Annotated in this window: 19 protein-coding genes; 9 read left to right on the forward strand and 10 right to left on the reverse strand. The window is 46.5% G+C overall.

The features are described 5' to 3' along the window. Nucleotides 1-21: 21 nt before the first annotated feature. Nucleotides 22-2,532, reverse strand: a complete 2,511-nt coding sequence (locus M1L23_RS01895) for a PilZ domain-containing protein (RefSeq protein ID WP_252625335.1) — start codon at nt 2,530-2,532, stop codon at nt 22-24. 118 nt (nt 2,533-2,650) lie between these two features. On the opposite strand from M1L23_RS01895, the gene radA reads away from it, so the two are divergent. Further along, the gene (gene radA / locus M1L23_RS01900; protein WP_252625336.1) at nt 2,651-4,018 is read left to right on the forward strand and encodes a DNA repair protein RadA; all 1,368 of its coding nucleotides are present in this window, start codon (nt 2,651-2,653) and stop codon (nt 4,016-4,018) included. Nucleotides 4,019-4,098: 80 nt separating this feature from the next. Here radA and M1L23_RS01905 read toward each other — a convergent pair whose 3' ends face one another. The 4 genes from M1L23_RS01905 to M1L23_RS01920 all read right to left on the reverse strand — a co-directional run bounded on the left by M1L23_RS01905 (nt 4,099) and on the right by M1L23_RS01920 (nt 9,836). Beyond that, nucleotides 4,099-5,364, reverse strand: a complete 1,266-nt coding sequence (locus M1L23_RS01905) for a dicarboxylate/amino acid:cation symporter (protein WP_252625337.1) — start codon at nt 5,362-5,364, stop codon at nt 4,099-4,101. 60 nt (nt 5,365-5,424) lie between these two features. Then, nucleotides 5,425-7,341: a M1 family metallopeptidase gene (locus M1L23_RS01910; protein WP_252625338.1), complete on the reverse strand. Its 1,917-nt coding sequence runs from the start codon at nt 7,339-7,341 to the stop codon at nt 5,425-5,427. A gap of 1 nt (nt 7,342) precedes the next feature. Beyond that, a complete protein-coding gene (gene prfC / locus M1L23_RS01915; protein WP_252625339.1) occupies nt 7,343-8,932 on the reverse strand; it encodes a peptide chain release factor 3 in 1,590 nt (529 codons plus the stop codon). A 256-nt stretch (nt 8,933-9,188) separates the two neighbouring features. Next, nucleotides 9,189-9,836 carry a LexA family protein gene (locus M1L23_RS01920; RefSeq protein WP_000854920.1) on the reverse strand — a complete coding sequence of 216 codons (648 nt, stop codon included), beginning with the start codon at nt 9,834-9,836 and terminating at the stop codon, nt 9,189-9,191. Between the two features lie 117 nt (nt 9,837-9,953). Between M1L23_RS01920 and M1L23_RS01925 the strand changes: the two genes are divergently transcribed. Genes M1L23_RS01925 through eexR form a run of 7 tightly spaced genes read left to right on the forward strand, consistent with a single transcriptional unit; the run spans nt 9,954 to nt 13,626 of the window. Further along, on the forward strand, nt 9,954-10,205 hold the full coding sequence (locus tag M1L23_RS01925) for a helix-turn-helix domain-containing protein (protein WP_032482345.1): 252 nt from the start codon (nt 9,954-9,956) through the stop codon (nt 10,203-10,205). Nucleotides 10,206-10,260: 55 nt separating this feature from the next. Beyond that, nucleotides 10,261-11,130: a hypothetical protein gene (locus M1L23_RS01930; RefSeq protein ID WP_193021848.1), complete on the forward strand. Its 870-nt coding sequence runs from the start codon at nt 10,261-10,263 to the stop codon at nt 11,128-11,130. Further along, nucleotides 11,117-11,779, forward strand: a complete 663-nt coding sequence (locus tag M1L23_RS01935) for a DUF6475 domain-containing protein (protein ID WP_252625340.1) — start codon at nt 11,117-11,119, stop codon at nt 11,777-11,779. Before M1L23_RS01930 ends, M1L23_RS01935 begins: the two co-directional genes overlap by 14 nt. Further along, nucleotides 11,766-12,314 carry a lytic transglycosylase domain-containing protein gene (locus M1L23_RS01940; protein WP_008843242.1) on the forward strand — a complete coding sequence of 183 codons (549 nt, stop codon included), beginning with the start codon at nt 11,766-11,768 and terminating at the stop codon, nt 12,312-12,314. Before M1L23_RS01935 ends, M1L23_RS01940 begins: the two co-directional genes overlap by 14 nt. Further along, a complete protein-coding gene (locus M1L23_RS01945) occupies nt 12,311-12,610 on the forward strand; it encodes a flagellar transcriptional regulator FlhD (protein ID WP_000210563.1) in 300 nt (99 codons plus the stop codon). Before M1L23_RS01940 ends, M1L23_RS01945 begins: the two co-directional genes overlap by 4 nt. Then, on the forward strand, nt 12,607-13,140 hold the full coding sequence (locus tag M1L23_RS01950; protein ID WP_000566753.1) for a FlhC family transcriptional regulator: 534 nt from the start codon (nt 12,607-12,609) through the stop codon (nt 13,138-13,140). Before M1L23_RS01945 ends, M1L23_RS01950 begins: the two co-directional genes overlap by 4 nt. 54 nt (nt 13,141-13,194) lie before the next feature. Then, nucleotides 13,195-13,626 (forward strand): entry exclusion protein EexR, encoded by a 432-nt coding sequence (eexR, locus tag M1L23_RS01955; protein WP_252625341.1) that lies wholly within the window; start codon nt 13,195-13,197, stop codon nt 13,624-13,626. Between the two features lie 32 nt (nt 13,627-13,658). Here eexR and M1L23_RS01960 read toward each other — a convergent pair whose 3' ends face one another. From M1L23_RS01960 to M1L23_RS01975, 4 genes are all read right to left on the reverse strand, one after another. Beyond that, on the reverse strand, nt 13,659-17,228 hold the full coding sequence (locus M1L23_RS01960) for a conjugal transfer protein TraG N-terminal domain-containing protein (RefSeq protein WP_252625342.1): 3,570 nt from the start codon (nt 17,226-17,228) through the stop codon (nt 13,659-13,661). Between the two features lie 3 nt (nt 17,229-17,231). Beyond that, complete coding sequence (locus tag M1L23_RS01965) at nt 17,232-18,620, reverse strand: conjugal transfer protein TraH (RefSeq protein WP_252625343.1); 1,389 nt, start codon at nt 18,618-18,620, stop codon at nt 17,232-17,234. A gap of 2 nt (nt 18,621-18,622) precedes the next feature. Beyond that, nucleotides 18,623-19,567, reverse strand: coding sequence for a thioredoxin family protein (locus M1L23_RS01970; protein WP_252625344.1), 945 nt, complete (start codon nt 19,565-19,567; stop codon nt 18,623-18,625). A 302-nt stretch (nt 19,568-19,869) separates the two neighbouring features. Beyond that, nucleotides 19,870-23,163 (reverse strand): bifunctional diguanylate cyclase/phosphodiesterase, encoded by a 3,294-nt coding sequence (locus M1L23_RS01975; protein WP_274707208.1) that lies wholly within the window; start codon nt 23,161-23,163, stop codon nt 19,870-19,872. 108 nt (nt 23,164-23,271) lie between these two features. Between M1L23_RS01975 and M1L23_RS01985 the strand changes: the two genes are divergently transcribed. Continuing rightward, on the forward strand, nt 23,272-24,297 hold the full coding sequence (locus M1L23_RS01985; protein WP_252625345.1) for an IS5 family transposase: 1,026 nt from the start codon (nt 23,272-23,274) through the stop codon (nt 24,295-24,297). A 217-nt stretch (nt 24,298-24,514) separates the two neighbouring features. Here M1L23_RS01985 and M1L23_RS01990 read toward each other — a convergent pair whose 3' ends face one another. Then, entirely contained in the window at nt 24,515-26,068 is a 1,554-nt protein-coding gene (locus M1L23_RS01990; protein WP_252625346.1) for a methyl-accepting chemotaxis protein, read from the reverse strand. Between the last annotated feature and the right edge of the window lie 190 nt (nt 26,069-26,258).

Genomic DNA, 26,258 nt, shown 5'->3' on the forward strand with positions numbered 1-26,258 from the left:
GCAGTAGCGTTCCGCGCTGCTTTAAGGTGCCTTGGCTAAATTGAAGCGCATTAATACCTCTTCCGTAACCAGGGTTACGTCAACCAAACCGGCAATACTCCACATTACCTCTTCTACTTCTTCTGCTCTGTGGCCAGCATATTTTTGCAAGTATATAAATTCATTAGCAATAAATTCAGTGTCTGGGCGCCCTGTGCGCATTAGGTCAAACTGCAAGGCGTACACATCTCCTTCCATTAGGCCGCGAACTAAAAACTTTTTCGCTTCTTTAGCATGGTCAGAATTTGGCACCGTTGGCAGTAACCACATACGGCGAGTACGCAGGGCATTTTTTTCAATGTTGCGGCGAATGATAATAGTGGCACGCCAAGGGCGACTGTTCGGCTCAAGGTCAGCCCACGCCTGCTCTAAGGTATCGCGAATAAAATGCTCCGACATAATCGACTGCAAATTCACTAACCCAGGCCCTGCATTTTCCAGCGCTTTGGTTTTCAATGGCTCCTCAAGCGGCGACAACCCCACCCTATGCAAGGCAAGTTTTTGGTTGCGCGGCTTCCTTAAAAACATCGGCAAACTCATTAATGCGTTGCAATATAAATTGCGCAAACAAAGCTCTAAGCCGTGTACTGTACCCGTTTGCTCGTGGGGCTTTAAGGCCCGCTGGTGCTTGTCTATTAAGTAACTAAAAAAGCGTTTCCCTACATGCTCTCGTTCAGCCGCCATTTTTAAGTGGTACACGGTTTTATCATTACTAATATTCATTACTTGGTAGGGCATTTTTCGCAAGTCAAAATCGGTAAAGGTTTTTGCCAATTGTGGCAGGCTAATAAACACCTTGTCACCCGCAACAATTGGCATCGGCCGTTCAACCTCAACTTGCAAACCACCTACAGAAAAGTCGCGCGTTACTCCTAGCTGCCCTTCACCACCAATTTCTATACGCATTTGACTGCGATAATTAAAGCGTCTTTCATGGCGATGATTCACAAAGTCGAACGACGCCCGCATCAACGACCGAATACCCCGGCGCGGGTGCATAAAGTTATTTAACACCCCTAATTCGTCGCGCACGTATTCATGCTGCTGATATAGCCCCACCGACGGCGTAATCTCGGTTAGCAAACCTACGTGGGTTAAGCCTTCCAGCTCTTTCATTACTTCCGGCGAAGGTGGCCGCACATCAAAACCTTCCGCGTCTACCACGTCTTTAGGAATAGTAGAAGGTATCCAGGCTTTACCAATATCTAGCCGAGCAAAGCTAAAGCGATACACCCGAAAATGAGCCCGGCGGCTCGCGTAGGCTAGGAAAATACGCCTAGTTTCCGCCGTGTTTAGCTCGCTGTCTAAAGCCGAATAAAAGTAACTTTGGCCGTTACGCAATACTTGGAAGCTATAAATAATTCTTGCAGCAATAGCTTTAGGCTGGTCTTTTATTTCCCGTATCAGGGCCGCTAACCGGCGGCCTGAAAACAAGCCTCCCACCACACAACGGTTCGACTCGTCTAACCAACCGTCTAAAATGGTGCTATTCATTTCCGTTTCTAACGCCAGCTTAGGAAACATGCGTTTTTCTTCCCGTTTAAAAAACAGCGGTACGCCGCCCATACGGGGTAAATAAAGCTGCTCATGGGCCTTGCTCACTAGGCCACGGAAAATGTTGTCAACGTTCACCTTGTACTTGTGTTTATAACCGGCAATAAATTTCGACAAAAAGGCATCGAAGGTATCGTTTTCTTGTTCTGCACTACGTTTTAAGCGTATATATGTGCCTTGCGGCCGCTCGTCCACTGCCATTAGGTTGTACATTACGCCTTCATCAATATCGAGAGTAAATTCTTGAGTAAAGCCAGTAAACTGCACCACTAAGCTTACTCCATGGCGTAAATCTAGCGTCGACAACACCTGGTTCGACACCTTTAAGCGCACTCGAATACCGCTCACAGAAATGTCCGAAGTAACTCCCTCAAAGGTTTTTTTCCCTAGCGTTACCAACACTGGTGCTGCGTAGTTCATGCGCTCTTCGCGCCGCCCCACATAACGGCCAAAGGTAAAGTAAGGCACTTCAATGCCCTGCTCTAACTGTAGCTCTGTCATATTTTGCTGAATTTCATCTTGCGGTGTGGGTGCTTCAGAAAGGTTTTCATTCATGCGTTTTGCTGCCAGTGCAAGGGTTTTTTCTTTCTCTTGCAGCACCCGAATATTGTTTTCTGCTTGGTGAATTTTATGGTAGGTGTCTTCGGTAAAAATGCCGTTGTAACGGTCAATGCCATCTTCAAAAATACTAATAGCAATAGGATCCATATAATGCACTTGCCCGCGGTAAGTATAGGGCTGTACGTCGCCCACCACGCGCTTTCGCAAGTCCACTTGCCGTGGGCACGGGGTGGCCAGCTTGCGCAGCTTAGCTTTCAGTTGAAAGCGCTCAGGCCCGCTCAAGTCGGTTGTTAACATTGCAAAAATCTTATCGAACTCAGGCTCGTTCACGATTGGCTTAAGTTGTTCAATAAGCTGTTGGCGTACCACGTCTTCCATTGTCGATGTTTCCTGCGATAATACGTTTGTTATTATTGTTTTCGGCCAGTAATCGTTAGTCTATAGTTTGCCGTCAAGAAAATCACCCACCACGTATGTATAGGAAGCTTACCTGCTTATGTCCAAAGCCAAACAAAAAACCGCTTATGTCTGCACCGAATGTGGCGCCGACTACCCCCGCTGGGCTGGCCAATGTAATGCCTGTAATACTTGGAACACTATTACCGAAGTGCGCTTAGGCACTGGCCCTGCCCGCCAACATGTACGCTCAGGCTTTGCCGGCGCAGTGCAGGCCAAAGTGCAACGTTTAAGCGAAGTCGATTTACAGCAAGTGCCCCGGTTCTCTAGTGGGTTTAGCGAGCTCGACCGCGTCTTAGGCGGCGGTATTGTCCCCGGCTCGGCTATTTTAATTGGTGGCTCGCCGGGTGCGGGCAAAAGTACCCTGCTATTGCAAACCATGTGTTTACTAGCAGAACAAATGCCTGCTCTCTACATTACGGGTGAAGAATCATTACAGCAAGTAGCCATGCGTGCGCAACGGCTGAAACTGCCCGCCGACAAACTAATGATGCTGGCTGAAACCTCCGTTGAAACCATTTGCCAACTGGCCGACCAAGAGCAGCCCCGAGTTATGGTTATCGACTCCATTCAAGTTATGCATTTAAGCGACATTCAGTCGGCACCGGGCAGCGTGGCGCAAGTACGCGAAACCGCCGCCTATTTAACCCGCTACGCCAAACAAAACAACGTGGCTATTATTATGGTTGGCCATGTTACCAAAGACGGCTCGTTAGCAGGGCCAAAAGTACTCGAACACTGTATCGACTGTTCCATTATGCTCGACGGCGACACCGACGGCCGCTACCGCACCTTACGCGGCACCAAAAACCGCTTTGGTCCAGTAAACGAACTGGGCGTATTTGCCATGACAGGCAGCGGCTTAAAAGAAGTGAAAAACCCCTCGGCTATTTTCTTGTCCCGCGGCGACGACCACGGCAGCGGCTCGGTGGTTATCGTTATTTGGGAAGGCACGCGGCCACTACTGGTAGAAATACAAGCCTTAGTCGACCACTCCCAGCTTTCCAACCCACGCCGAGTGGCCGTTGGTACCGAACAAAACCGCTTGGCCTTGTTACTTGCGGTACTGCACCGCCACGGCGGTTTAGCTCTAGGCGACCAAGACGTGTTTGTAAACGTGGTGGGTGGCGTGAAAATAACCGAAACCAGTGCCGACTTAGCCCTGTTATTAGCCATTATTTCCAGCTTTAAAGATCAGCAACTACCGCGCGACTTAATTGTGTTTGGAGAAGTGGGGTTATCAGGAGAAATTCGCCCCGTACCCAACGGTACCGAGCGCGTAAACGAAGCGGCCAAGCACGGCTTTACCCGTGCTATCGTGCCCATTGCCAACGTACCTAAAAACCCACCCAAAGGCATGAAAGTTCAAGGCGTCCGCAACATCGCCGAAGCCCTCGACCTAGTTTAATTGTGGGGTCAGAAGCAAACCTCTGCAGGCCATATAGCATGCGGAAAGGGTTAGCGTTAAGTTGTTCTGACCCCAATAAATTAGGCTTTGGGGTCGTTGTAAACTTCTTCGTCGAGCTTGCCTTCGCTTTTGGCAATAACGGTGGTAACCATAGCGTCGCCGGTTACGTTAACGGCGGTGCGGGTCATGTCTAGCAAGCGGTCTACGCCAATAATCAAGGCAATACCTTCCACCGGCAAGCCCACCTGCTGAAACACCATAGCCAGCATAATCAAGCCTACACCCGGCACCCCTGCGGTACCAATCGAAGCTAAGGTAGCGGTAGCAATCACCATTAGGTATTGGGTCATGGTTAAGTCTATGCCATAAATTTGGGCAATAAACACCGTTGCCACGCCCTGCATAATAGCGGTACCGTCCATATTAATGGTGGCACCCAGCGGAATGGTAAACGACGCAACTGAATTGTCTACACCTAAGCGCTGTTCAGCGTTTTTTAAGTTCACCGGAATAGTGGCGTTACTGCTTGAAATACTAAAGGCAAAGGTTTGCACATTCATCATTTTACGTAAAAAGTGCCGTGGGTTTAAACGGCTCATAGCACTTAACATTAAGGGGTAAATAACAAAACCATGGAAAATCAGCACGAAAAACACCGTGCCAAAGTACTTGCCTAAGCTCAACACCATGTCTAGGCCTAAGTCGGCAAACACTCGTGCCATTAATGCGAACACCCCGTAAGGCGCCACATACATCAACATTACCACCAACTTCATAATCACGTCGTTAACGTCTTCAAACACCACCTTTAAGCGTTGGCCCGGCTCGCCACTTACTGCAATAGCCACACCAAAAAGCAATGCGAACACAATAATTTGCAGCATATTACCTTCGGCCATGGCTTCTACCGGGTTACGCGGCACCATGTTCAGCAATACGTCTATAAAGGGCGGGGCGTCTTTAACGGTAAAGGCATCAGCCGGCGGTAGCTCTAAGTTCATACCCATGCCTGGCTGTACTTTCACCGCCACAATAAGCGCAATGGAAATAGCCACGGCGGTGGTTAACAAGTATAAAAATATGGCTTTACCACCCAAACGCCCAAGCATTGCTGGGTCGCTCAGTGAACTGGTGCCCACCACCAACGAGAAAAACACCAAGGGCACAACTAGCATCATTAAACTAGCTATAAACATATCGCCCATAAGGCGGAACACACCATCAACCAACAATGACTGAATTGCTGTGCCTTCAACACCAACCTTGTTTAGAATGAAGCCTACTATTGCACCAGCTATCATTCCGGTCAGAATTTTGCCCGTTAGGCCAAGTTTCTTCAAACGCATGTTTACACCTATGTTGTTATTTTTTAAGCGAGCATAACTTACCACACTTACTAGAAGAATTTACTCTCCCAACAGCGCTTCAACCTCTACTCTCGTCAGTTGGTGGTATCCGGCCCGTGCTACTTGGTAAATTGCTAAGGCCAGCTCTTTGCCAGCCTCGGTTTCAACCAAGGCACTATACACAGGCATTAAATACAATAAACGCCCCATACTGGTTAACATTTGTTCAACCCGCGGAAAAGCAGGCTCATAGTTATTACGAATCGCCACCACCAACCAAGTGCTTAATACTTCGTTATTTTGCGTGGCGGTTAAATTAAATTCCATATCCATTCGGGCCAGTTGCGCCGGGGTTAATTCGGTAGGCAAGCTACGTAAAAAATATAGCCGCTCGTGAATACTCCAAGCCGAAATATCTAGTGCTTCACCGGCTAACCAACGGGCTTGGTCCGCATCAACCCGATCAAACACATCTACGTTTGGCGTACTGGCTGTTGCCGGCAAGCCTGGCTCGTGCAGCCATTCATGCACTTCTGCCGCCGACACCACACCCGGGCTCTGCGCCAGCAAATGCTGCTCTAAATACACTTCAAACTGCGGCGTAGTAATACTTTTAAAACTAAAGTCGGCAAAATAATTACGCACAAAGGCATCAAAGGTTTCACGGCCAAAGCGCTCTTCTAAAAAGTATAAAAACTGCTGGGCTTTAATATAAGGCACACGGGTAAACGCCGTGTCGGGGTCGCGCTGCTCAAGTTCCACATACATCACCTGATAACGTTCACTCATACTCGGCAACGACCGCTCTAACGCCTGAGCGTCTAACATCCGCTCCATCAATGCCCGCTCGCGGCCGTATACCCGCTCCATAATGCGGTTTTCAACATACGAAGTAAAACCTTCATTTAACCAAATATCGCGCCACGTGCCGTTGGTCACTAAATTACCCGACCACGAATGGGCCAGCTCGTGGGCAATTAAACCCACCAAGCTTTGGTCGCCAGCAATGGCCGTCGGGGTAATAAAGGCCAACTGTGGGTTTTCCATGCCACCAAAAGGAAAGCTGGGCGGTAAAATCACTTGGTCGTAACGGTCCCAAGCATAAGCACCAAACATATCTTCCGTGGCGGCCATCATGTCGGTGGTATAACCAAATTCAGCCACCGCAGCAGCCAACACACTCGGCTCAGCGTAAATTGCCATGCGCTCATTCAAAGCTTGAAAGTCTAAGTCGCCCACCACCAACGCCATTAAGTAGGAAGGAATCGGCTGCCGGCTTGCAAATGTGTAATGGCCCGTGCGCTTCGGGTTGGGTGCATTATTAGCGCCCATCAAACCAATTAAGTTTGCTGGCGTAAACAGCTCGCCGGTAAAGGTAAAGCGCGAAGCCGGAGTGTCCTGAATCGGAATCCAAGTACGGGCATAATGGGGCTGCGACTGGCTATATAAAAACGGCTGCTCGCCGCCTGCGGTACCCTTGGCGTCTACCCAATCAAGCCCAGTGGCGTTTGGCGAAGAAGCATAATGAACTTTTACCTTCTCAGCGCCTGCCGGCAGCGCAATAATAAGCGGCGTACCTAATACAGGGTCAGTGGTACCCAGCTCGTAGTTCGTCATGGCCCATTCATTGTTACTATAGGCTTCTACGTACTGAATCAATAACTCCTCAGTGTCTAGCACCAAAGTAGTGGCTTTAGGCTCGCCCCGCTTATTATGAAAAGCTAGCGTGTACTCAGCAAAGCCAAACAACTGTTTTGCTTCAAAGTTAACGTTTAAGCTTAAATGCAAATGCGGCGTCGACACCTGGTTAGCATTGGCAAAGCTATGTAAATCGGTCGTTGGCGTTGCCACCCGCATGTGCTCGCTAAATTCGAAGCTAGCGGGCGCGGCCGCACTCGGTGTTGTTTCCGTCGTAGGTTTTGGCCCACAGGCGCTTAACACCAGCACCGCCGCCAATAACTTTATCCAATAACTCATGTTAAACCTCGCGAGTTTTATGAAACTCAATGTCAGGGTAACGCTCTTCGGTAAGCATTAAATTAGCCCGCGTCGGGGCAATATAAGTAAGGTTGTCACCACCGTCTAAAGCCAAGTTGTGTTCCGTTTTACGACGGAAGTCATCTAGCTTCTTAGCATCTTTCGAATACACCCAACGGGCCGTGTGTACTTGCACGCTTTCATAAATAGCTTCCACACCGTACTCCGACTTCAGCCTATGCACCACCACATCAAACTGCAGCACACCCACCGCACCAACAATTAAGTCGTTATTAATTAGTGGCCTAAATACCTGCACCGCACCTTCTTCAGCCAGTTGCACCAAGCCTTTTTGCAGCTGCTTTTGCTTAAGCGGATCTTTTAAACGAATACGACGGAACATTTCTGGGGCAAAGTTTGGAATACCCATAAATTTAAAGTCGTCGCCCCAGGTAAAAGTATCGCCAATTTGAATAGTACCGTGGTTATGCAACCCAATAATATCGCCCGGCCAAGCTTCATCCACCGCTTCCCGGTCACCGGCCACAAAGGTTAGCGCGTCACTAATGCGCACTTCTTTGGCAATACGCACATGGCGCATGCGCATACCTTTTTCGTACCGGCCCGACACAATACGCATAAAGGCCACCCGGTCGCGGTGCTTCGGGTCCATATTGGCCTGAATTTTAAACACAAAACCCGACAGGCGCGGATCTTCCGCCGCAATCACGTCGCCCTTATCGGTTACTCGGCCCTGGGGCTTCGGTGCCCAATCCAACATACCGTCAAGCATGTGATCCACACCAAAGTTGCCCAAGGCAGTACCAAAAAATACCGGGGTTAACTCGCCTTCAAGGAACATTTCTAAATCAAAATCGTTCGAAGCGCCCTTTACCAATTCAATTTGTTCACGCAGCTCTTCCGCATGCACGCCCACCCGCTGGTCTAGCTCTGGGTTATTTAAACCTTTAATAACATCTACTTTTTGAATACGGTGGCCCTGGCCCGACTTATACAAAATCGTTTCGTCGCGCAACAGGTGGTACACCCCTTTAAAGCTTTTCCCCGAACCAATAGGCCAAGTAACCGGCGCGCACATAATATTCAGCACGCTTTCCACTTCGTCTAGTAGTTCAAGCGGGTCACGAATATCGCGGTCAAGTTTATTAATAAAGGTAAGAATAGGCGTGTCACGTAAACGCGTTACTTCCATTAACTTAATGGTTCGCTCTTCAACACCCTTGGCCGCGTCAATTACCATTAAGCAAGCGTCCACCGCCGTTAAGGTACGGTAAGTGTCTTCCGAAAAGTCTTCGTGCCCAGGCGTGTCTAGCAAGTTAATCAGCGCATTACGGTAAGGAAATTGCATTACCGAGGTGGTTACCGAAATACCACGCTCTTTTTCCATTTCCATCCAGTCCGACTTCGCATGCTGGTTCGAACCACGGCCTTTAACCGTACCCGCTTTTTGTAGCTTGTGGCCGTGCAACAACACCTTTTCCGTAATGGTGGTTTTACCCGCATCCGGGTGAGAGATGATAGCAAAGGTCCTTCGCTTATTGATTTCATTGAGAAAATCTTGGTTTGCCATGTATAAATTCTTTTAGTTTGTACACGGATTTGTACACACTTTTGGAAGTACTCTCTTTTCAGTTCTTCGCTTGTCAAATCCGTCGTGTTAATCGTAATTGGCCGCTATTTTCGCTGATCTTGACTTTATAAACAATCGATGGTTATCTAATCGGTTACCATTTACTCTCAGCGTGCGCCAATGCTCAGTTGTACCTGTTTGCAATCGTTGCTTCTTCAGCTCATGAACAACTATGGCTAAACCACAAATTCCTTTGCTACCAGAAATCGATGATAGCTTGTCGTACTACACCGATGATGGTGCAGTTGCCGTTGATCGGTATTGCAGGGTATTGCGGGTTCAAAGGTTTTAGATACTTCTGTTCACCATCAATAACCAACTGCTTAAAGGTTGCTTCTTTCGAATCATCCAAACGCGCAACAACCAATGAACCTGAAGAGTAAGGTAACTCAGGATCAACAACGATCACTGCCCCCTCAGGTATGGATTTTTTCCCGCTTGGATTTTCCATACTGTCGCCTTTTACGCGAAGTGCGAAACAACCCTCATGTGCTTTCCCAGTGACTTCACGCCACTCCTCAGCATCTTCATGGGCAAATCCCTCCGCTATTTCAGTCCAATCACCAGCCTGAACCCAGTTAATGAGAGGAATTCTTCCCTTAATATCAGGCCCGACTTCTACATTACCGACCCCCAAGCCAATCTCGCCATCACCTGTGGCGAGCCAATGAGCATTCACGCGAAGCGCCTCCGCGATCTGCATGGTGTAACGAGACCTAGCCGATTTACCAGAACAAATCTGGCTGATCGACTGCTGTTTGATACCAATGCGACGAGCCAACTCAGACTGAGTCACCCCAGTAAGCTGCAAGGCATGGTTTAGTCGTTCGGATAAAGTTTTCATAAGCTCGCACTCTACAAATAAAACTGTAGCCTTTCAACAATATTAACTGTTGACTTATCTACAGTTTAAACTGTAACATTCAATCTTGTAACAGTTATTATTGTAACAGGAGACGGTATGGAAGTGTTCAACACGACACAAAAACATCTCCGCCGTGCCATTGACTTGGTCGGCGGGCAATCAGCATTAGCACGAGCCATCAACTCAAAACAGCAAAACGTCTGGTTTTGGTTGAATAAATCAGGGCGTGTTCCCGCTGAATTCGTTTTACCCATCGAACAAGCTACGCGAGGACAGGTAACCCGATCCCAGTTAAGACCGGACATCTATCCCGAATGCCCAAGCGAGCTGAAAGCCAGTAACCAGTAGGATTAAGGGCAAATAATGGTCAGCATTTTACGTAAACACAAAAGCGAGTTCCTCCATGCGTGATTATGGCAAGGTCTATACCCGCTTTTGGCTAAAGCAAAACGTTTTGTCCTGGAGTGACTCAGCGAAGTTGCTAGGACTGTATTTGCTTACATGCCCACATTGTAATTTGCTTGGCTGCTTTCGATTGCCGATTGGTTACGTTGCTTCTGACTTGAACTGGGATGAGCAACAAGTTGCCAAGGCTCTAAATGAGTTAGAACAAGATCAGTTCCTCATTCGTTGCGAGGAATCCGGTTGGACTTTGATTCGGAGCTTTCTGAAGCACAACCCAATCGAAAACCCAAACCAAGGTAAGGCAGCCTTTCGGTTGCTTAAAGATGTACCTGCCGACTTCGTTGGTATGGCATCGCTATTGAAATCTCTTGCCGCTTTTCAAGCTCGGCTTCCAGAAGAATTTTCATCATTGTTTATGCCTGATGGCAACCCGGTAAGGGACTCTCAACGGTCGGATGACTCTGAGAGAAGCAATAAACCAACAGTTAAAACTGTTGACCACATACAGTTTGAAGACTTCTGGGATGTACAAATACGCAAAGAAAAAAAAGCGAAAGCCAAAGAAGAATGGCTTCGCATGGGTCTCAATGAAGACCATGAACTCGCCTTGGAAGTGCTAACACGCTGGAAAGAGCAACGAGACAACCGATTGCAGTATCAAGATCGGACTAAGACACCTATGCCACATAACTGGCTTTTAAACCGGCAATGGGAAGACGAGTACGTTCGCATTGATGAAGTACAGCAATCATCGACGAGCCTAAAGGGCAGCAATCACCAATTGAATATTGAAGAAAGCAATCGCCGCATTGCTGAAAGCTGGGCCGGACCAGGTATTCGGGAGGTTCGTTCAAGTGCAGGAGGTTGATAAACGCGAGTTTGCTGAAGTTTGGGGAGCCGCTTGGGCCATGTATGGCAAAAGCGTATCACCACAATTGCTATCCATCGCATTTGAAGCCCTTCGTGCTTATAGCATTGAAGATGTGCGAATCGGTCTAACTCGGCATATTCAATCACCGGATACAGGGCAATTTTTTCCAAAGCCCGCTGACGTCATCAAGCATATCGACGGCAACTCAGGTTCAAGAGCCATGGTTGCTTGGAACAAAGTTGACAAGGCTGTTCGTCAGGTTGGCGCCTGGACATCCGTGATGTTTGACGATGCGCTTATCCACCGCGTGATTTCAGACATGGGTGGATGGGTTGAACTCTGCAAGGTTGATGACAGGGAATACCCCTTTAAGCAAAAAGAGTTTTTAACACGCTACCAGGCTTACTTGCTACGGGACGAAGTGGGTGAATACCCAAGGCTATTACAGGGTATTGCAGACCATCAGAACCAGCAAAAAGGATTTGATATGCAAGCGCCTGTTGCCGTAGGCGACTGGTCAAAAGCGGCACAAGTTTATACGAGAGGCATCGCCGACTTTAGCGCAGTGCCATTAAAAAGAATAAGCCCGAAAGCCATCCAGGCGCTTCTCGGAAATCAATTAGAGGACAAAAATGAAAACGATTAAAGCAAAAACCATTGCCCTAGTGATAGCCATGTCCGCAAGCACTTCAGTCTATGCGTTTCCGGGCTATCAGTGGGAAAAAGCAGCACAAAGCGTTGGTATTGATCCAGTCATGCTCTACGCCGTTGCCTTGGCTGAGTCGGCCTCACATCGTGGTCTCAACATGACCAGTCCATGGCCATACGCAATTCGCAATGGTTCAAACGCAACCTACGCCAAATCTAAGACAGAAGCAGAGCAACTGTTAAACCAGGCACTGCAAGAGACTGAAAAATATCAGCTCGATATTGGCCTTATGCAAATCAATTTGCATTGGCATGGGCATCGGGTGAGCTCAGCAGCGGAACTGCTAGACCCCATCACCAACCTTACGGTCGGCTCAAGTATTTTGGCCGAAGCAATCAAGTCTTCACCAAATGATTTAGAGCTTGGCATAGGCCGCTATCACAGTTGGAACGAAGAGCGTGCACGCTGGTATGGGCAAAGAGTGCTTTCTATCTATCGCAATATTTTACATGAACTGGAGGTCCGTCAATGACAACCAATCAACAAGACTTCTATCAATTAAATTTGGCGTACCTACACGCAGCACGAGAATTGGCGCGAATTGATCCGCAAGAGGCCGTCTTGCGCTTTGGACTTACACGCGACGTGGTTGATGCTCTGATTAATGCTGGTGTTGATGACCTGCAACGAGTGGCGACCTCATCATTCATGCTGTTTCAACCAAGGGGTAACCAAAGCCAACTGATTGAGATGGTGAAGAGCAAAGGCACAGGTATCCCAAGAATCGCTTATTTATTATCAACCCTAAACAACAAGGGGGATGCATGATTGATAACCTGTCCAAAAGTGAGCTATTTACCCGAGCCTCGCTGCTTATTAAATACGGATTTCGAACAACCATTATCGCGCTCGATACAGGTTTGCCAATCCACATTATCAGAAGGCTCCACAAAGAAGTGACTGGCAAGTCACCTTGTCCTGGTCAATTGCCAGAATCTGATGCCATCGTCAAAAGCAGAAGAGCATTAGTTGAAGGCTCCCTGCTGATGGCGCTTTATGTCAATATTGGTGGTGATAATGTCTACAAGCAATTAAATATTGATGCTTTGATGAAGGCTTACGATGCGTACTTGGTTGCAAGGGAAGAAGCAGATCTTCCAGCTGAGATCCCCTGGAAAAAACTGACCATTAATGAAGGTTGGGTTCTAGCTCGTGATTTAAGATCACAGCTAGCATCCTTACACCGGTGTCGATGCGGCAGTCTGTATTTGACGGTATCTCAACAGCGCATTCAGCTTAAATGTCCTGTGTGCGAGATTATGGCCGAGCAAACCACTAGAGCACTTTTTGAGAACTAACATGCTGATGCATGATTTGATTGTGCACCGCCCATGCACTTTGAGAGTACTAAGATGACAAACTTACTTAAATCTTTACCAGCACGCTGCTGGGTTATATCACTGGGGCTTTTTCTGGCGACTTTGGCTGCGGCTCATTTTTTTCCATCAGAAATATTAACGGCATCTGCCAAGTTAGCGGCTTTGCCATTTCTGATTTGCACCATCGTTTTTTTCAGCTACTTGGGATTCAAAGCAACTGCTAGTCCTATCGGCTTTATAACCATCACCACTATGTGTTTAGCAATCGCATATTGGCAAGCGAGTTGGGCAATTTTATGTGTCGGTTTAGCTTTCTTAGGCTTAAGCGGACTAATCCATTTATTTCAAAGACAACTGAAAGATACCGGTCGAGAACTAAGCCTGAGCGAAAAAAAATATTGGTACTGGGTAAACGAATTTGCAGACGGTCGCTCATCTATCCTCCCCAAAAGGCCAAAAAAATAGCCAGCCCATCACAAGCTGGCTACCTTCTGTTTTTAGTTCCTTCCTGATGCCTGGTTATAGGCCCTAATATCAATCAAGTTGTTCTGAGCATAATCTCCCGCAAGGGATGCATTTGAGATCACCGCTATCTGCTTATCCACAAATGCTTTATCTTCTTCAGACACACTGTCAGGGATGTAAGCGCCACTCTCATCCTTTTGACGATACTCATTTAGCATTTGCTCCCTTAGGCCAAGCATTTCAGGCGACCAACTCGATGAGTCTTCAGAGTTGAATACGCGCCCCGCCAAACCTTCATTGAAAGCTTGAGCGAACACTTGACTTTGAATCGGGGTCAATCCCATTCTCTGCCCTTCGCTGTATGCTTCCTTTTTAAAATCATCAGCATACTGCTCTAGGAACTCACCATATCGATTGTTAACTGCCGCACCGAATGCCCCAGCCAACATGGCTTCAGACTTAGTGCCCCAGTTTACTTCGGAAGCATACTGCGAACTCGATCCACTGTATGCATCATTAAACGCCGTCAATGGGTTTTCCAAAGAGGTTCCTGCATCAACGGCGGCTTTTAAGCCATCCCAGGTTGATTTGCTGGCCACCGTAGCGTTGTGCAAGAAACCTCGTGAGCCAGGATCTTCAAGCGCTTGTTCTTTGTAACTCTCATAGTCTTCGCCAAAGTGATTCAAGGTATGCAGTGCTGCATCAGTATGCTTGCCACTGAAATCACCAATAGCACTGGCGCTGTTGAAGAACATTTCAGCACCAGAAACTCCGCTATCATCAGCCATAATGCGTGATCGCCACTGAGATCCAGCTTCACTGTTTAGTCCAGATTGATAGGTACTTGTGTCAGTAGCTACGGCCTGCTGAGCTTGCTGCTGATGCGCATTCAACTGTCCATCTATACCAGACAGATTGGTTTGGTAAGCCGATTGAGCTGCGTTGAACTGAGTTTGAACTGTTGCTGCATCCTCGTAGCCGCCCAATACACCCGATTCAACTTGGCTTTGAGTACCACCAAAAGTAGGTGCAGTTGATGACAAGCCTTCATTTGAGCGCGGCTGAATTGATCGTAAATCGGCTCCGGTAGCCATGGCCATAACAGTCATTGCTGCTTGATAATCATTGTCCCGTTCAGCGGGCGTTGAAGAATTGCTATAGGTTAAAGACTCCATAGCTGCGGCCACATACGCCTGATTATCATCAGGTAACAAGCGCTGATACATTGGAAGGTTTTCACGTAATCGGTTACCGGCTTCAACATGCTGGTTCATATAGCGACCTAAATAATCCATGACTTCAGGATTATCCGCCGCTAATCGGGTTAACGTCGCACCATCAGTATTTCTTTGTCCTGATAGACTGTAGCTGGCCTGATCAAGCTCACTAAAGCGGTTTGATGCCGTGACAACGTCTTGTGCTGAACTCTGAAGAGACTGATAGTCTTGGTTAGACAAGGACATCTCAACGCCAGAACGTCTTGAATCTGAAAGGTCCTTAACCATTGCATCGCGATACTCAGCACGTCGTGAATCACTTGATGCCAAGCTTTGCATCTCCCCAGTGAGCGTATTTGCGGTCGTAGATCGAGAACTGCCTTCTGATGACTCAACTTGGCCACTAAAGTTACCACCTAAATCCAAGCCTGCTCGTAACCGTGATATTTTTGGTACACGAGATGCGTCTGGCTTATCGACTCCTGGCAAGTTGCCCCGTGGGGAGTCATTCCCCCCTGTACCAAGTAATCTTCCCAAGAACCCTTTATCTGCTACTTCTTTATCATCGGTATTTGTAATGGTTCCATCGCCACCGACCCTTAAGCCTCCCGATAACACGCCAGATACCAAGCCACGTACAGCATCTTTTTTATCGTCTCCAAAACCATACCGAGTTTGCAGGTCATCAGTAACCTGATTAACAACGGCGCTAGATGCGGAGTTAGATGAGCCGATCTGACGTCCAACCGAAGACAGGTTGTCGTAACTTAGCTTTTCACCAAAAGTTCGACTCATAGTATTCCCAACCTGACGACTAAAGGCTTGGGTTGCCTGAGTCATGGATTCTTTTGCAGAGCCGACCATTGAACCCACTGCGCTTCCTACAGAGAAACTGCTTAGTAGGTTTGACGCTCCGGTCATAGCAGAACCCGTAAGGGCTGAATTCTGGAACATTGACTGTGATTGCATTACCGGGGCATTTTTCGCGACATCTGGACTTGCCATCTTTTCATCAATGGCATCACCGTTTTGAAGACGTCCAGCCAAGTGGGTTGCAGTTATTGCTGAGCCATACACGAGCATGAGCGAAATTGCCGGAACACTCGACGCCAACATGCCGCCAGTAGCTATCCAGGTTTGCAGCACTGAATCCATCTGCATCATCCCAGCAAAAGATGGTACTTCTGTACCTGCAAAGGCATCAAGAGCCGACATTTTCCCTGCAACGGTTAAATGAATATACAGGTTAATGATGGCCATGACAGGCATCCAAAGTTGAATCCAAAGCAGGATTAACAAGTACTTCCCGGCCATTCGCATCCCGATTTGGCCAAGGGCAATCACAAAGGCCATCAATGGGGTGATGGCGTAAATGAAACCCTCAAAAAACGTCATCATCGGACGAACGATGCTTTGGAACAGGGTCTGCTCCGCCGCCCATTGCGTATTGCGCTGCTCAATTGCTTGGTTAACCATAACGGCTGCGGTGAAAGCTTGATCATCCATATACTTGCCCGTCACGCTTTGCTCATAAATAGGCAAAAGCACTGACGCGGTCATGTACTCTTGGGTGTTAACCGAAGCCAAACCAAGGTTATTCAGTGCATTTCGGATCACGTCATCAGTATCCGTTGCTGACGAAGTCCCCAATGAGGCTGACAAAACCTGTTTAAGCCTTGGAATGAAGGTTGATTCTGTCATGAGTTTCAGTTGGCTATAAGCATCGGTGCAGTCCAGATCGCTACTGCTACCACTGAGCATGATGCGCGTGCCATAAATGCGCGAATCAAACCTAATCGCAGTCATCGGGTTAGGATCACTCAGCACCTGATCGAGGTTCTTTTGGCCAATGTCGATACCAATCAAGGTGCATTCTTTAATGTAGTTAAACCACGATTGCTCGATATCCGAGCCGCCGACACGATTTGCATCACCCAACCCAGAGCGATCCATCACCTGTTTTCTCACTTTAATCAGTGACTGTAAACTGGATGCAAAGCCGTATTCCGTCATGGCGGGAGTTGAGAACGCCGTTTCAAACAATCGCGTGATTTGAAAGCCAACAGTTGAAATCGTACTACCTGCGGCAGCAACACCGATGGGCACATTATCAACCACTCGAACTTGCCCCGTGTACGCATCCTCAATGCTCACTCGGGTACTGGGTCCAAACATGGTTGCAAAGACTAGCCATGAGACTAAAACGTGCTGAAAGTTAATCCCACGACCACCTTGCATTAAGGCCTGAACAGAGACCATCAATACCCCTATGAGCAAGCCAATCCGAACCATTGAAGTAAAGTCGCCTGTACCAGTGATCATCGCGACAGCGTTCAAGACCTGCTCTAAAAATGCCGAATCCCCGATGGAATAGATCTCCCACATTATCTATTCCCCCAGCGCCGTAGATTTAACGGTGTAATAACGCTGTTTGCGAATGGTCTGAATCACCTGATTAAAATGCGCCAGCAATTCTTGCTCTGAGCCGTATCTTCGCTGCAACGCAGCGTACTCCTCATTGATTTGGCGACGTGCACGTTCAAGGTCTTCCGTTAATAACTTCGCATAGGCATGATCTTCCACACCGGAGGTACTTCTAGCTGCATTGAGCATGTCTTCAACCAATGCTCGGGCCATCTCAACAGCAATAAATGGCGCAGCTCTTGAAGCAAACGACCTAGCAGCCCCTTCATTTAATGCAGAAAGTGTTCGAATCATGCCGCCAATGCTTGCAGGAGCCGAGGTCATAAAAGCCTTTTCGGTGGTGCTAGCTGCCCCAGTATTTCGAGCAAACTTAAAAATAATGCCGTTACTAGAACCTGTACCAAGAAGTAAATTTTCGACCTGAGTTGATAACCCGGTTAGGGTCACGTTAGTGATTGTCGGATTTAGACAGCCGTCTTGTGTCACTGTGTCACATCGGTACATAGCGACGTTACCGCCATGAATTAGATGCTCAATAGTCACTTTATTGCCATTCAGTCTGGTCAGTTTTGGGGCTTTACCTTGGCCATCAGCGGCATTCGCTAAATCACCAACGATGATCGAGCCCGTCACTGACATAACCGCTTCAAGAAAACGGTCATCCCCCGATGCAAACCAGCTTGATGCCGAGTGACGTTTCAGTGCTCGCCAAACCAAGTTGCCTTTAATCGTTTTGTTCACATCAGATGCCGCGACACTTGAAGCGTTCTCATAAGGATTCTTACCATTGGACTCACTCCAACTGGTAAAAACGTCTCCGGCCCCTTTAAGTGAGCTCAACATGCTGGCTTCTGTTTGCCCCTTTTTACCAAAAGCAGCCAGAGTATCGTTCACGACTCCCTGAGCCATTTGACAGGAATTGCCAAAATATTCGTTCAACTGCTGGATTTTCTTTTGCAGTGTCTCCATGTGCTGGGAGCATTTCTCACACATAGCACTGAGCGCCAATTGGAATGCATATCCCTTGGCGTTTGCAGCAACAGAGCGAAGTAATTGAACAAACTGATCCGCGTTAACAAATGACAAACTTCCAGCGAACATATCAATGCCGCCACAACCGGCTTGGAATGACGGAGGCACCATAGAGACGAGGTTTTCGTTCATGATCCTGTTACGAACAACAACACTTCCACCAGATATAACGCCACGCCGCTGACTCTCGAATACGCCAGGCGCAGTGGTGTTGGTCATTGAACCAAACAACTGGTTCATCTCCTGTTGCAAGCTTGCTTGGCTCATAGACGAAAAACCAATCGCACAGACGATTAGCGATACTCGTAATACTTTTTTCATCGTTATAACCCTCCTTGTGCACGCAGATAGCGAACAAGGAACTCAGGGTCCTGTAATATCTTCTCGTTAAGCTCTTGGGCTGACATCGCGAGTGACACGCCGGGCTGAACAGGTCTGGTGGCATAGTAAGTTTGATCGTCAATCCAACCTGCTTGATGGGCTACGAGAATAATTCGATTATTGAGCTCATCAAGGCTCATTGCACCTTGGCCAATCGGAGTGATAACGTTGGGCGGGTCTACTAAGAACACAGCAGGGACAGTCGTAACGGACAAGGATTGCGCTTGTCCTGAGTCAACTTTGTAATGAGGAAACTCTCCTCCGGGTAAAGGCAGACCATCAACGGAAATAGCAAACACCTCGAACCCATAGTTCAAGGCCATTGATTCGATGATAGGCGCTTGAGCGTGGCAATAAGGGCAATCCGAACGATAGAAGAAGAACAAGCCTGCTCGCTTTGCTACTTCACCTAAAGCTACATCACGTTGAGCGCCAGCTTCTCGGTCCATCCGATTGGCGGCATAAGTCGCCAATGGTCTGCGACTGATTTCATCCAAAACAGGATCGCCCATGACCACCTGCTGACTAACATCAGCAAATAGTGAGCCTTTATCCATCATAACGCGCTGAAGATACAGATAGGCTCTGACGTTTTCAGTCGTTGGTTCATCAATTGCCTTGTCCATGAACGATTGCATATGCTCTCGGAACCATGCGGCACTGAAGGGCTTTAGTTCGCTCTGACTGGACTCCACGACACCAGTTTCCGGCTCTATCAGCTCATCAAGCTGCTCAGGTTCAGGAATAACCTGATACCAAAACCAGCCTTCCTGACCACGCTGATAGAATGGTCCATCACTGGCATGGGCGGGCAAGATGAATAGCAAGAAAATAATGATTGGGATGGTCACCCATAGGATGAACCAAGGGAACAAGGGGGTTCTCATTGTCAGCTCCAGAAAATTTCATAGAGCTAACATGCTAATGATCCCGGTAAGAGCGATTGGCCAGATAGATGAATGAATCGTGTGTTTTTCTGACTAGCTGCTGTGACCAGTAACAACAGCTAATTTTAACGAGCCAAATTTATGATTGGACCGCTTTGAGCGAATTGCGGAAATTTCTCTTCGTATCATAGTGCTCATTCAAAAGTATGCTTTGTTTGATATAGCGGACATTACCTTTTCGGATTTTATTGCCTATAAACTACTAAATTAAAACCCGCTTAATGTACCTTACTAATTATCTTTTAAAAATGCAGCTCTTCTATCCGACACGGTTTTCCGTATAAATAGCCTTGATAGGTGTGACACCCCATACTCTGCAATAACGCGCGCTGGGCTTCTGTTTCAACACCCTCAGCTATGACTTGCAGTTCCATTGAGTCGGCTAATGTTATAACTGCCTGAGCGATGGCCCTATCATTACTGCTATTGATAATATCTCGAACAAACCCTTGGTCAATTTTCAACTGATTTATAGGCAATTGTTTTAAGTAGGATAAGGATGAATAGCCTGTACCAAAATCATCGATTGAAAAAGTCACGCCGTGCTGCTGCAACTCTTTCATCTTAGCTTTAACATCAGGAATGTTATTTGCGAGCAACGTTTCCGTAATTTCCAGCTTTAGCAACTGTGGATTTGCACCTGAGGTTTTCAATGCATTTAAAACAGTCTGAACAAAATTATCTTTGCTAAATTGAACTACGCTTATGTTAACCGCAATGCTTAGGTGTTGTTTTTCGGATTCTAAAGACCATTTTGCCAGAGTGGCGCAAGCTTCCTCTAGCACCCACTCGCCAATGGGTACAATAAGACCTGTTTTCTCCGCTAATGGGATAAATTGCAGTGGCGACACCATGCCTTTTTCTGGGTGTATCCAGCGTAACAATACCTCAACACCAATAAACTGCTTCAGGTGATTGACCTGTTTTTGATAGAAAAGTACAAATTGCTGGCTTTGTATTGCAGAGTATAAGTCGCTAATAATTGCTGCTCTTGAGCTTACTGCAACTTGCATTTGCGGGTCAAAAAACTGCACATCATTTCGGCCAGCATATTTAGCCTTGTACATAGCCATATCAGCTTGCTTTAACAAATCTTCTTTTGACAGATTTTCACTGTTAAAAAGTGTTACACCAATGCTTACCGAACTATTGTAAGTTAGACCGTCAAGATTATATTCCCTTGTTAAATTACTCACGATGTTTTGTGCAAGTCTCTCAGCCTGGTTCGCTGCTAATGTTGGTTCATGACTTAAATCTGATGCAATAATAACAAACTCATCGCCGCCTAAACGCGCTACGGTATCACCTTGTCTCACTGAGTTGACAAGACGCTCAGCGACCTGACACAACAGCAAATCACCTTTATTATGACCAGCACTATCATTAAGGTTTTTAAAGTTATCTAAATCAAGAAAAAATAATGCTGAGAAGTTCCTTGTACGAACGCTATGATTTATAGCTCCCGTCAATCTGTCCAACAACAGACGTCGATTAGGTAGCAATGTTAATGGGTCATAAAATGCTAACTGGTGAATTTCATTTTCACGTTGTTTACGCTCAGTGATATCCCTGACAACACCGATAAAGTTAACTTCACCAGCCATTTGAACTTCAACTACACCAAGCTCGATTGGAAACATAGAACCATCTTTGCGCAAGGCCTCAAGCTCACGAATACGCCCAGTAATGTCACTGACACCACGTTCTATATAATTTGATAAGTAGCTATCGTGATGCTCTCGATGAGGTGCCCCCATCAACATGCTAATATTTTTGCCAAGCGTTTCATCTTCCGTATAGCCGAAGATTTCCTGTGCGGCTTGGTTAAATGTCAGAATTTTACCACGACCATCAATAGTAATAATGCCATCAAGCAACCCTTCAACAACAGCTTCCATCTGCCTTGACTTATCACTAAGCGCTTTTTCTGCAATTATTTGGTCATTGATATCAAAATGCGTACCCAATAACCATAGAGCTTTGCCATCATTTGATCTCGATGACACACGCCCTCTGGTATTTATCCATATCCATTCACCATTTTTGTGTTTCATACGAAGATTGGCTTCATATATAGGAATAAGACCTGCTGCGTGCTTTTCAAGAATAGTTGCACAATAAGCCAGGTCATCAGGATGCGTTAACCTCTCCCACGTGCTTCTGTTTGCAGGTAATAACTCAGAAAGTGTGTAACCCTGTAATGCGGCCCATTTATCATTGATAATCAACTCGCCTGTTTGAATATTAAAATGCCATGTGCCTATATTGTTAGCGTCTATTACGGCCTTAAGTAAATTCTGACTGTTCCTTATGAGCTCTTCATCCTGTTTCTCTTTTGTAATATCTGTTTCAATTGCAATATAGCCGCTCAAACTACCACTTTCACTAAACAGCGGGTTACAAGCTATTCTCACCCAGTAGGAATTTTGCGCTTTTGAATAATTTACAACATCAACATTAAAGCCGTTCTGTTGAGCAAGCGCATCTCTCATTATTGCAACAGTGGCCGGATCAGTGTCGGGCCCTTGTAATAACTCCCCAGGCTTTTTACCCTGCATTTCTTCAATGCCATATCCTGTAAGAAAGGAGAAAGCTTCATTAATCCATATAACTCGACCTTTGACATCAGTTATTACCACACCATTGGTTGTCTGCCTTGCAACTTCAGAAAGGCGTCTTATTTCTGACTGCGCTTCAACTTGTGCCGTGGTATTGCGTATGACCACTAATACCTCATTATCATCAATTTTTTTGTATCGGGCTTCGAACGATTGATTTGACTTTTCAAACGTGTAGTTATGATGAATCACATCGTTGTTACAAAAGGCTTGCTTGAGGCACTCTACGAGTTGATGACCTAGCTCATTGGGTAGTATCTCATGAACGGTACGCCCCAAAATCGCTTGTTGAGGTTTAAGTAAGTCAGGATGCTCTTTGCAAACCAAAAAACGAAAGTTTCGGTCAATAACAAATACCATATCAGGCAGTGTTGCCAGTATTGAGGTTGTTCTTGCCATGCCTTTTAAAAACTGCTCTTGAAGTCGAGCGTGATCTTCTTTGGCAATTTCATACTCAACCATGTCTGCAAATTCGCGCAGTTCTTGCTGCTCTTTTGCTGAAAAGTCTCTGGCCACGGAGTCAATGAGACATAGAGTGCCGATGGGTTGCCCACTTGTCTCTCGCAGCGGTGCACCCGCATAAAAACGAATATGCGGCGCGTGGGTTACTAAAGGATTTGACGAAAAGCGCTCATCTTTTGTTGCATCTGAAACAATTAAAATATCCTCATGCAATATCGCATGGCCACAAAATGAGATATCACGGCCTGTTTCACAAGCGTCAAGACCCACTTTAGATTTAAACCATTGCCGGTCACTATCCACCAAAGAGATAAGGCATATTGGCACTTTAAATACAGACGCTGCTAATCTTGTAATGCGGTCAAAGCGCTTCTCTGCTGGCGTATCCAGCAAATTAGTTCGCTGTAATGCAAGTAAACGAGCAGCTTCATCAACAGGGGATTCAGGTGCGTTCAAAACGTTACTCCAATAATTTGCTGCTTAATCGATTATTGGGCACCTCCAAAAATAGGCTAAATCAGTTTAAACTAACGCAAAGACAACAACAGTGGTCAAAGGCTCACAATGCAACCCAGTTTCTTCGATTTGGATGATCGCCACCGTAAGCTTAACGAACGCGATCCACTGATTTTTTTAAACAAACTGATTGATTGGGAAGATTTCCGTTCAACCTTAATCCAGGTTCGCGAGAAACCCCGTAAAAGCAACGCCGGTCGTAAGCCTTATGATGTTGTGCTGCTGTTCAAAATGCTTATTTTACAGCAGCTCTACAACATCTCCGATGACGAAGTGGAATTTCAAGTGCGTGATCGCTACAGCTTTTGCCGCTTTTTGAACCTCTTGCCAGAAGACACCGTACCCGATGCGAATACGGTGAGGATGTTCCGTGAAGATTTAACCAGGGCGGGCTTGCACAAAACACTGTTTGACCGCTTCGATCTTTTTCTGGACGAGCAGGGCCTAAAAGCCCGGCGTGGCCAAATCATTGATGCCAGTTTTGTTGAAGCACCCAAGCAGCGTAATAACCGTGAAGAAAACCAACAGATAAAGCAGGGAATTACGCCCAGTAGCTTTGAAGACAATGCCCATAAAAAATGCCAGAAAGACGTCGATGCTCGTTGGACCAAGAAAAACCAGGAAACCCACTACGGCTACAAGAATCATGTGGTTGTGGACAATGAACACAAACTCATTCGGGATTTTGCGGTCACTTCAGCAGAAGTTCACGACTCCCAGGTATTCTTTGACTTACTGACAGAAAATAGCTCGAAGGATGTGTGGGCTGACAGCGCCTATCGTAGCGAAGAAAACGATGTCATCTTAGGGGGCTTGGGTTATCGCAACCAGGTGCATAGAAAGGGCGCGCGTAATAAACCACTGACAAAACGGCAGCAGCAAGCCAACAGTAAAAAATCGAGTGTACGAGCTCGCGTTGAGCATGTCTTTGGCTCCATCGAAAATGAACAAGGCGGTTTATTTGTCCGCACCATTGGCTTAGCCCGTGCTACAACCAAGGTTTGCTTGATGAATCTGGTGTACAACATGAGGCGATATGTAACGCTTCACAGGATAGCTGCGTCTGCTCGGTAGACAAATAGCTCCAGAGGATAACTCTGGAGTAAAAATGGCGATTTAAATACGGATAGGGCGACTTTTTATTGAGCAAATAAGAATTCGTCTCAATTAAAACGTGAAAAATTCGAGTGATGGTTATTGGACGCTATGAATATGGATTTTTAGAGGTGCCCTATTATCAATTGTACTGCAAGAATACACTGTTAAATGTTTTAGGCTTTCACTTGAAAGATTACCGCTTAAACCGTACTACCAGTTCATGAAGCTCATCAGCAATCTTGTTCAAATAAATAATCGTCTCTGAAAGCTGCATCGAGCTGTCATTACTTAAATCGGCAAGCGTTGAAATATTTACTATTTGCCGGTTAATGTCCTCAGCAACATGAGCTTGCTCTTCAACTGCGGCAGCCATTTGAGTAGACATAGAAGCAATTTGACCAACAGACTCGGAAATGCCACTTAACATTTTACCACTCTCAATCACATGAGAAAGACCATCTTCTGCATCAGTCGCGCCAGCATCAGCGACGTGCACAGCATCACCTGCGCGTTTCGTTAATTCGGTGATAATACCGTAGATGTCTTTAGTCGATTCTTGAGTTCTCTGGGCAAGACTTCTTACCTCATCGGCAACCACGGCAAAACCTCGACCTTGCTCACCTGCACGAGCGGCCTCAATAGCAGCGTTAAGGGCAAGTAAGTTGGTTTGATCTGCAATCTGTTCGATTATTTGCGCGGCACTGGCGATACGTGAGGTTTGTTCTGACACACCGCGCACAGAACTACCAATTTGCTCTACCGTTAGTTTTAGCTTTTGAATAGAGTCGCGGGTAACATTCGCCACCTTAGTGCCTTTTACTGCAAGATGGTTAGCAGTATCAGCCTGCGTAGCGGTATCACTGACATGCTTAGATACTTCGGCAATAGTAGTCGACATTTCATTCATCGCAGTAGCCACCTGAATGGTTTCTGCTTGCTGACTTTCAATGTCTTTTCTGGTTTTATCCGTTAATTCTGCGCCTTTCTCCGATTCCTTAGCGACAACAAGCGCAGCACTTTCGATGCGGGTGATCACTGTTCCTAAATGCGCGAGCTGACTTAAAATAGCAACTTTAAGCTTGCCTAAATCACCGGTTTCATCTGTATAACTTTTTACCGCCAGTTCATCTGAAAATGCATGGTTAAGCATGTCGTTCAGCGCATTGAGGGTTTTCTTTCTGCTTAATGATACCCAAATAGCAAAAATGACCACTGAGACTAGCAGTACACCCTCAGAAAGTTCTTTGAAACCAAAACCGAATAAACCAGCACACAGGGCTATCGATAATACTAAAAAGGCATTTTCAAGCGATATGGGTAAAGAGGAGAGACTACTTTTTCCTGCATTGATATCACGATAAAGTTTAGTCGCCCGCTCCACGTCCTGACTTGAGGGGCAGGAGCGAACTGATTCATAGCCTATTACTCTGCCATTCTGTGTTACAGGCGTCACATACGCATCCACCCAATAATAGTCGCCATTTTTACAGCGGTTTTTTACAAGACCCATCCATGGCTTACCGGATTTCAAATAGTGCCACATCTTTTTATATGCCTCTGGTGGCATATCCGGGTGCCTAACCATATTATGAGGCTGTCCAATCAGCTCGTGCTTTTGAAAGCCACTGACTTCAACAAAGGCATCATTACATTCAAGAATAGTTCCTTCAGTATCAGTCACTGAAATCAGTTTAGTTGTACTTCCAAATGTTTTCTCTCGATCAGTAACTGGCAGGTTTTTACGCATAAATGTTCCTTATTTGTACAGGGCATTATAATTCAGTAGCTTCGTATGCTTTGCAATATAGTATTTTAACTATAAAAGGGAAACTCTTACCTGAATCAGTGACGAGTATTGCTTAAGATTACAGATCGGAGCAGTCACTGTTTTATCGCTCTTTAACAATCGATTTTATTCGTACTGATGTGCGCTTGCA

Origin of the sequence: Aliidiomarina quisquiliarum (assembly GCF_023922585.1) — a bacterium.
Classification (GTDB): domain Bacteria; phylum Pseudomonadota; class Gammaproteobacteria; order Enterobacterales; family Alteromonadaceae; genus Aliidiomarina; species Aliidiomarina quisquiliarum.

Excerpts from the sequence above, each read along its gene's own strand:
- radA (WP_252625336.1), top strand. The coding sequence starts at position 2,651 with ATGTCCAAAGCCAAACAAAAAACCGCTTATGTCTGCACCGAATGTGGC.
- M1L23_RS01950 (WP_000566753.1), top strand. The coding sequence starts at position 12,607 with ATGATTGATAACCTGTCCAAAAGTGAGCTATTTACCCGAGCCTCGCTG.
- M1L23_RS01945 (WP_000210563.1), top strand. The coding sequence starts at position 12,311 with ATGACAACCAATCAACAAGACTTCTATCAATTAAATTTGGCGTACCTA.
- M1L23_RS01920 (WP_000854920.1), bottom strand. The coding sequence starts at position 9,836 with ATGAAAACTTTATCCGAACGACTAAACCATGCCTTGCAGCTTACTGGG.
- M1L23_RS01895 (WP_252625335.1), bottom strand. The coding sequence starts at position 2,532 with ATGGAAGACGTGGTACGCCAACAGCTTATTGAACAACTTAAGCCAATC.
- M1L23_RS01970 (WP_252625344.1), bottom strand. The coding sequence starts at position 19,567 with ATGAGAACCCCCTTGTTCCCTTGGTTCATCCTATGGGTGACCATCCCA.
- M1L23_RS01910 (WP_252625338.1), bottom strand. The coding sequence starts at position 7,341 with ATGAGTTATTGGATAAAGTTATTGGCGGCGGTGCTGGTGTTAAGCGCC.
- M1L23_RS01960 (WP_252625342.1), bottom strand. The coding sequence starts at position 17,228 with ATGTGGGAGATCTATTCCATCGGGGATTCGGCATTTTTAGAGCAGGTC.
- eexR (WP_252625341.1), top strand. The coding sequence starts at position 13,195 with ATGACAAACTTACTTAAATCTTTACCAGCACGCTGCTGGGTTATATCA.
- M1L23_RS01990 (WP_252625346.1), bottom strand. The coding sequence starts at position 26,068 with ATGCGTAAAAACCTGCCAGTTACTGATCGAGAGAAAACATTTGGAAGT.
- M1L23_RS01905 (WP_252625337.1), bottom strand. The coding sequence starts at position 5,364 with ATGCGTTTGAAGAAACTTGGCCTAACGGGCAAAATTCTGACCGGAATG.
- M1L23_RS01925 (WP_032482345.1), top strand. The coding sequence starts at position 9,954 with ATGGAAGTGTTCAACACGACACAAAAACATCTCCGCCGTGCCATTGAC.
- M1L23_RS01985 (WP_252625345.1), top strand. The coding sequence starts at position 23,272 with ATGCAACCCAGTTTCTTCGATTTGGATGATCGCCACCGTAAGCTTAAC.
- prfC (WP_252625339.1), bottom strand. The coding sequence starts at position 8,932 with ATGGCAAACCAAGATTTTCTCAATGAAATCAATAAGCGAAGGACCTTT.
- M1L23_RS01930 (WP_193021848.1), top strand. The coding sequence starts at position 10,261 with ATGCGTGATTATGGCAAGGTCTATACCCGCTTTTGGCTAAAGCAAAAC.
- M1L23_RS01965 (WP_252625343.1), bottom strand. The coding sequence starts at position 18,620 with ATGAAAAAAGTATTACGAGTATCGCTAATCGTCTGTGCGATTGGTTTT.
- M1L23_RS01940 (WP_008843242.1), top strand. The coding sequence starts at position 11,766 with ATGAAAACGATTAAAGCAAAAACCATTGCCCTAGTGATAGCCATGTCC.